The sequence below is a fragment of the Rhizobium sp. PDO1-076 genome (genome assembly GCF_000247475.1).
Taxonomy (GTDB): domain Bacteria; phylum Pseudomonadota; class Alphaproteobacteria; order Rhizobiales; family Rhizobiaceae; genus Allorhizobium.
Window position 1 is genome coordinate 34,440 of record NZ_AHZC01000266.1, and the last position, 6,378, is coordinate 40,817.

7 protein-coding genes are annotated in these 6,378 nt (G+C 61.1%); 1 reads left to right on the forward strand and 6 read right to left on the reverse strand.

Going from position 1 to position 6,378, the window contains the following annotated elements; translation table 11 throughout:
- Window positions 1-202: 202 nt before the first annotated feature.
- Entirely contained in the window at window positions 203-1,159 is a 957-nt protein-coding gene (locus PDO_RS14740; RefSeq protein WP_007603197.1) for an aldose epimerase family protein, read from the reverse strand.
- A 164-nt stretch (window positions 1,160-1,323) separates the two neighbouring features.
- On the opposite strand from PDO_RS14740, the gene PDO_RS14745 reads away from it, so the two are divergent.
- Window positions 1,324-1,557 carry a transporter gene (locus PDO_RS14745; RefSeq protein ID WP_007603198.1) on the forward strand — a complete coding sequence of 78 codons (234 nt, stop codon included), beginning with the start codon at window positions 1,324-1,326 and terminating at the stop codon, window positions 1,555-1,557.
- Window positions 1,558-1,708: 151 nt separating this feature from the next.
- On the opposite strand, the gene PDO_RS14750 is transcribed toward PDO_RS14745, so the two are convergent.
- Genes PDO_RS14750 through PDO_RS14770 form a run of 5 tightly spaced genes read right to left on the reverse strand, consistent with a single transcriptional unit; the run spans window position 1,709 to window position 6,285 of the window.
- Window positions 1,709-2,581, reverse strand: a complete 873-nt coding sequence (locus tag PDO_RS14750; protein WP_052023461.1) for a Pnap_2097 family protein — start codon at window positions 2,579-2,581, stop codon at window positions 1,709-1,711.
- 3 nt (window positions 2,582-2,584) lie between these two features.
- Complete coding sequence (locus tag PDO_RS14755) at window positions 2,585-3,856, reverse strand: MSMEG_0569 family flavin-dependent oxidoreductase (protein ID WP_007603202.1); 1,272 nt, start codon at window positions 3,854-3,856, stop codon at window positions 2,585-2,587.
- Between the two features lie 11 nt (window positions 3,857-3,867).
- Entirely contained in the window at window positions 3,868-4,155 is a 288-nt protein-coding gene (locus PDO_RS14760; protein ID WP_007603204.1) for an MSMEG_0570 family nitrogen starvation response protein, read from the reverse strand.
- Entirely contained in the window at window positions 4,148-5,305 is a 1,158-nt protein-coding gene (locus PDO_RS14765; RefSeq protein WP_007603206.1) for an MSMEG_0565 family glycosyltransferase, read from the reverse strand. Before PDO_RS14765 ends, PDO_RS14760 begins: the two co-directional genes overlap by 8 nt.
- A complete protein-coding gene (locus tag PDO_RS14770) occupies window positions 5,302-6,285 on the reverse strand; it encodes a sll0787 family AIR synthase-like protein (protein ID WP_037074296.1) in 984 nt (327 codons plus the stop codon). Before PDO_RS14770 ends, PDO_RS14765 begins: the two co-directional genes overlap by 4 nt.
- Between the last annotated feature and the right edge of the window lie 93 nt (window positions 6,286-6,378).

Below are 6,378 nucleotides of genomic sequence, written 5' to 3' on the forward strand. Positions count from 1 at the left end.
AATGTGTGTGATGGACATTGCCGCGATCAGTCAGCGGCGCCGGATGTCGAGGGCCTGATATCGAAGGGTCTCGCATCGAACCCCGAACGGCCACCGTCGGATCCCGGAGCGACCGCACGATGTTGCCGGCAGGGCGCCGCAAGGAACAGCGCCCGCATTTCACCGGATGATGTCGCGTAGACGTTGGATCGGAAGTTGAAGGTCAGAAGCCCGAGAACCGCCACTCGATCCGGTGGCGATAGGTTTCGCCAGGCCGCAGAACCGCGCTGGGATAGGTGGGCTCATTGGGAGCGTTGGGGTAGGTTTGCGGCTCGAGCGCGATGGCACCGTTGAGTATCACTTTAGAGAACGGCGCGACCAGGGCTTCGGAAAAATGGTTGGCTGTATAAAGCTGGATTGCCGGCTCTGTCGTCCAGACTTCCATGATGCGGCCGGTTTCCGGCTCGAGTAGTTTGGCACCGAGGTGCAAGTCGCCACGTCCGGCGTCCAGGCAGAAACTGTGGTCGTAGATCTGGCCGATAGGGCGCATCGAGCGGAAGTCGAAAACCGTGCCCGTCACGTCGTCAGGCGCGCCGAGCGGGATCAGTCGGTCATCAACGGCGGAATAATGCGAGGCAGGGATCTCCAGTTCGTGAGACAAGACATTGCCTTCGCCCTTGAGGTTCCAATAGGCGTGCTGGGTGAGATTGACAACGGTTGGCTTGTCAGTCGTGGCCGTGATCTCCAGCCACAGTGTCGCACCGGAAATGCCATAGACCGCCTGGACATCCATCGTGCCCGGATAGCCCATGTCACCGTCGGCGGAATTCAGCGAAAAGATCAGCGTGTCACCAGCGGCTTCGACGTTCCAGTCGCGCAGGCCAAATCCCTCGGGCCCGCCGTGCAACGAACTCGTTCCGTGGTTGGCTGGCAGGCTGTAGCGAACACCGTCGAGTTCGAAGGAGGCGTCGGCGATACGGTTGGCGAAACGGCCGCAGATCGTGCCGCCCCACGTGTCACCGTCAAGCTGGAACCCGTCCAGAGCGCTGCCGATCACCACCTGCGTGCTGCCGCCACTGCGGACGGGAACATCCAGGCGCAGCAGGCGCGCGCCACAGCGGGAAAATTCGGCTCGGAGCCCGTCTGACCCTTCAAGCACCAGCGTCGCGCCATTTGCCATTGCTTGCGTTCCCTCTGCCATCGCCGTCTTGATTTGCCTGCAGTCTTGCGGGTTTCGTCGTCTATGCCTGACGAGATTTGACGGCGCAATAGGTCGCAAAATTATAATCCGGCATGCAAAACGGATTGATTTTGATTTATTGAGGCCATGATTTGGCGGCGTCCATGGCGTGTCGCCGGTACGAAGGTGAATGGCAGATCGAGGACGACACCGGTTCACTCGCAGTGCCGGCGGGCGATGGCCAGAGGCACAAGTCGATCCGGCTCGGACCAATCCTGGCCGTCGACTTTCCCGACCAGCGCACGACGGTTTCGATCAAATACCTGACCGACGTCTACAGTCGAAACGCATTTGACGGCGACTATCTGCAACTCAGCTTCATACGGAAGATCAGGTAATCTCTTACGACTAGACGAAACGCTGGAGATGTCGGGCTGACGTGAAACCCTTCATGGTCCATCTCGCAGCCGGGTCGGTGGATGGCAATATGCCGCCCGGTTGCTCAGGCCTTTGTGCGGGCGATGCTCTTCGACCACATCGAGCCGGGCGTCAGGGCAGATACGACGACAGACTTTCTGAGGAAATGAAGACCTTGGCGATCAGATCTCCGGATCGCCGCCTGATCTGGCCATGAATTATGTCTTCATCGTTTGAACATCCGATGAGGTCGAAGGAAACGCTTTCATTCGGTTCGATATTGCCGAGAAAGAAGACATCCCGTCGAACCACTGGTTTTCTGTTGGGAAACCAGGAATCGAGCGCGCGATCCGCGAGAGCCTGGAATTCTGCAAAATAGAAAAGGCCTGCTCCGTTGAACTCCTGCGATACGCTGGGAGAAAATTTGTAGGATCGGAGCGGCTCTGAGGCGTCCATGGGCAGCCCCCAATATGTGGCAACCCGGCCGTTGCGAATGTCTGCGGCGTGCGTGGCGAGACTGCTGGATGCGAATGACCGCGCCTGCGGCTTGGCAATTGTCACCCGCGCAAGGGAATGATTGCGGCCTTCGATTTCGCGGTTAACGAAGGCCGAGATCAATTCCACCCGTCCGATGCGACGGCCCCCGACGAATAGATCATGGTTCGTCGCGGTCTGGGTGCGCGTGATCGTCGAATGTCCGGACCGGATGGTCAGGATGGCGTTGGCCCTGACCAGATCGAGGCGAGCAGCGGTCAGCGACGTCGCGCAGATGGCGGCATAGGCCTCGTCTCCGCCGGCCGTTCTGAAATCGGCATTGTCCATGCCAAGATCGCGCGCCAGCATCAGCCAGTGCCGGTGGCCAAGCTCCTTCATCAGCCAGGTTTCCGACAGGCCGTGCGGTGTCAGGTGCGGCATGCCGACCAGAAGATGCGGGTCGAGCGCGCGTTCCATAAGATTGCGGCTCGATGGTTCGTGCGAAACGGGCGTCCGGAAAGCGAGGTTCATCGCTTACCCGTTCGCCGCTTGTTTCAGCGGGCGCCGTGTCTGCTCCAGCCGCGTTGCCAGATGATCGACCACATATTCGGCGTCCTTTCCGACGGCGAGGAAGCGGCCGGACCCCCAGGTCCAGAGCCAGGGGAGGCCAAGCACATAGACGCCATCGACACCGGTTACCCCGCGACGCTGGATCGGATAGCCGGTGCCATCGAAGATCGGCAGCCCAACATAGGACCAGTCCGGGGTAAAGCCCGTCGCCCAGACGACGCCGGTGATGCCCTGGGCTTCGAGTTCCAGTTCGATCGTTTCGCCTTCCGGCTGCCAGAGCGGCACATAAGGTCCGCCTTCCGGTGCATCAATGCCGTTTTCCGCAATATAGCGATCGATGAGTGCGTTGATGCCGTTATAGACACGGTCGGCGCCATCGAGATTGCCCTTGAGATTGGGCTCGAACTGCATCTTGCCCGCGACCACGCCGGTCATGCGGCCATAGAGAGCCATGCCCTCCAGGGCGAATTTCCTGAGGTCGATATCGCGGCCGCCATCGCGACCGGTCAGATAGTGGTTGGTGTCGTGCTTCTTTTTCGCCATGCCGTCATGGGCGATGGTGATGTCATATTGCCCGATATCGGCCAGCCAGTCGACGACGTCCCGACCGCGGTAGAAGCGGGCGCAACGCGGCGCATTGCCGGTGACCATATGCACCTTGCGGCCGGCCAGATGCAGGTCTTCGGCGATCTGGCAGCCGGACTGGCCGGAGCCCACGACGATGACGCCGCCCGGCGGTAGTTGTGCGGGGTTGCGGTAATCGGCGGTATGGATTTGCGTGATATGATCGGGGAGCCGTTCTGCGGCGCGCGGAACGAAGGGTTGGGCATAGAGGCTGGTGGCGAGAATGACCGAATCGGCCGTGACGGTGCCGATAGAGGTTTCGATGCTGAACACATCTCCGGCTTTCTCAAGCGCGGTGACGCTGGTGCCTTCGAACACAGGCGCATCGACCTTTTTGATGAAGCGGTCGACATAGGCGACGATCTCGTCCTTGACCATGAAGCCGTGCGGATCAGCCCCGTCATAGGGATGGTCGGGAAGTTGGCATTGCCAGTTCGGCGTTACCAGGCAGAAGGCATCCCAGCGCTCGTTCTGCCATTTGTGGGCGACGGCCTTCTTTTCGAAGACGACGTGGTCGATGCCGTGTTGCTTGAGGTAGTGGCTGGCGGAGAGGCCGGCCTGTCCGCCACCAACGACGACAGCACTATAATGGGGCTTCAGGGACTTGGTCACAGGTTGTCCTTTCACAGGATGAAGGTGTCGCAGCGCACGCGGGCATCCGCGTGTTCCAGGAAAGGGGCTGCGGCGGTTTCGATACGGGCGAGCTGGTCGTTGGCGGAGGAGCAGGCAAATCCGTATTTTGCCTCGACGCGGTCACTGGCGATGGTCAGCGCCTTGCGGCTTCGGTCGACGAAATCTGCCACCGGATAGCTTTCGCCCTGGGTGAAGAAATCGCGGATGATCAGCGAGGGTGAATAGCAGGTCTCCTCCTGGCCATCGGGCCAGGTGATGACAAAACGCATTTCAGGCATGGGCAGCCTCCTTCAAAGTGACATAGGTGGACAGATGAGCCTCCGCGACGCGGCGCCAGCTGAAGCGGCCGGCAACCTCGAGTCCGCGGGCGATGATGCGGTCGCGTATAGGGGCCATGAGCGACAGCGCCATGGCCTCGGCGATGGAGGCGGGATGCAGCGGATCGCACCAGATGGCGTCTTCGCTGGAGAGATATTCCGTAAACGGCGCGATCGATGGCACGATGGCGGGCACGCCGCTTGCCATTGCCTCCAAAACGACCAGCCCGAACCCCTCCTTCAGCGAGGGGAAGACAAGAGCATCGGCGAGCCGGTAGAGGTTGGGCATGTCGTCGTCCGACACGGCGCCAATGATATGCACGGCGGATGCATCCGCGCGCAGCGTGCGCAGATGCGATTGGAACTCCTCCTGGTAATCGCGGTGATCGAGCAAAGACACGCCACCGGCAATGACCAATTGCGCATCGGGTTTGACCGCACGCAATTGCCGGAAAGCCTCGAGTATCCCGAGTGTGTTCTTGCGCGCCTCGATCCCGCCGATGCTGAGAAAGACGGGGCCGACGTGAAGCCCGATGCGATCGCGCAGTTCTGTCTGGTCACCACTCCATGAAGGCGCAAAACACTGCGTATCGACCCCGTTGCCGACGACTGTGGCGTCGATTCCTTTGGTGTCGCGCAAGGCTGCCTGCCACAGGGCGCTGACGGCGAGGCAGGCATCGGCCCGATCGATTGAGCGGTCCTGCAACGCCATCAGGCACGGGTCGGCAAAGTGATCGATATGGTGGACGGTGCGGACGAACCCGGTGATCAGGCCACGCTCTTTCAGCGTCGCCAGCGCGTTTCCGGAAATGCCATCATGGGCGTGGAAAATATCGAAATCGCGGGTAACCGTCTGTTCGAAATACCCGACGTAGTCGTCTATGCGCTGCCCTACCATCGCCGTCATGTCAGGAGCAGCAGCCTTTAAGGGAAAGCAAGCCGTTCGGCAGGCTGGCTCGCGGAAGAATCCGGAACCTTTCGCATCGGGCGCGTGCAAGGTCACCTCGTGGCCGAGCGTCGTCAGTGCTTCGGAAAGCTGCATCGAATGCACGACGCCGCCGCGCGGATTGGTGGAGTGCGTCAGCATGGCGATGCGCAGCGGCTGGATCATGCGGAATGCTCCATCGGTCCAAGACCCATCAAGGGTGTTTCCCGATGATCGCGAATAACGATCCGATCACGGCCGTGCGTAATCGCGACGGCGCTGCCCGCCCGTACGATGCCAATGGCAGCGGCGCAGATATCACGGGCTGCAAAACGGGCAAGCAGCGCATCGAGGTTCTCGGGCGCGACAGACAGCAGATATCCGAAACTCGGGAAGGTCGAAAGCCAGCGGTCGAGACTGACCCCGGCGGGAACGGGAATGGCCGTCACATCGATATCGATGCCGACGCCGGAACACTCGGCCAGCATGATCGCCGTGCCGACGATGCCGCCTTGGCTGATATCCTTGGCGGCAACAGCGAGCCCCGCCTCAGCGATCTGCGGCAGGATTTCAAGATCGCCGCGCAGCCGCGCCGGGGGCGCAGTTGTCGCCGCCTCCCAGTTGTCGAAGGGCGCGCGATAGCGGCCGCGATGATCAACGGCCGCCACCAGAACGTCGCCGGGCCGCGCATCGAAACTGGTGAGCAGTTGTTTCGCGCGCCCGAGAATGGCGACGGACAGTTGACTGCGATCGTTTCGGATATTGGTGTGGCCGCCGACGATCGGCACGCCATAGGCTTCCGCTGCCGCCCGCATGCCCTCCAGAATCGGCGTTGCGCCGTCCTCACCCTTGGCCCAGACAGCATCGACGACCGCGGTCGGCCTGCCGCCCATTGCCACGACATCGGAGATATTGACCATGACGCCACACCACCCGGCAAACCAGGGATCGGCTGTGACGAAGGCATTGATGAACCCTTCGATGGCAAACAGCAGGTATCCGTCACCATCCGGCAAGGCGGCACAATCGTCACCAACGGGCACGGACTTGTCCTTTACACCGAGAGTGGCCGTAACCGCGCCGATATCGTGTTTTGCCGCAATGCCGCTGCTGGAGCGAAGCTTCGTTGCAAGCACTTCGAGGTCGGTGTCCAGATTGATGGCCATGTTGATGCCAATGTTGATGCCAATGTTGATGTCTGGCACCATCATGCCGCCCTCTTTGGCAGCGCAATGAAACCAGCCTCCGGCGTGGCGCAG

Bases quoted from the DNA above. Each gene is read 5' to 3' on its own strand.
- PDO_RS14740 (WP_007603197.1), bottom strand. From the start codon at position 1,159: ATGGCAAATGGCGCGACGCTGGTGCTTGAAGGGTCAGACGGGCTCCGA.
- PDO_RS14745 (WP_007603198.1), top strand. From the start codon at position 1,324: ATGGCGTGTCGCCGGTACGAAGGTGAATGGCAGATCGAGGACGACACC.
- PDO_RS14750 (WP_052023461.1), bottom strand. From the start codon at position 2,581: ATGAACCTCGCTTTCCGGACGCCCGTTTCGCACGAACCATCGAGCCGC.
- PDO_RS14760 (WP_007603204.1), bottom strand. From the start codon at position 4,155: ATGCCTGAAATGCGTTTTGTCATCACCTGGCCCGATGGCCAGGAGGAG.
- PDO_RS14765 (WP_007603206.1), bottom strand. From the start codon at position 5,305: ATGATCCAGCCGCTGCGCATCGCCATGCTGACGCACTCCACCAATCCG.
- PDO_RS14770 (WP_037074296.1), bottom strand. From the start codon at position 6,285: ATGGCCATCAATCTGGACACCGACCTCGAAGTGCTTGCAACGAAGCTT.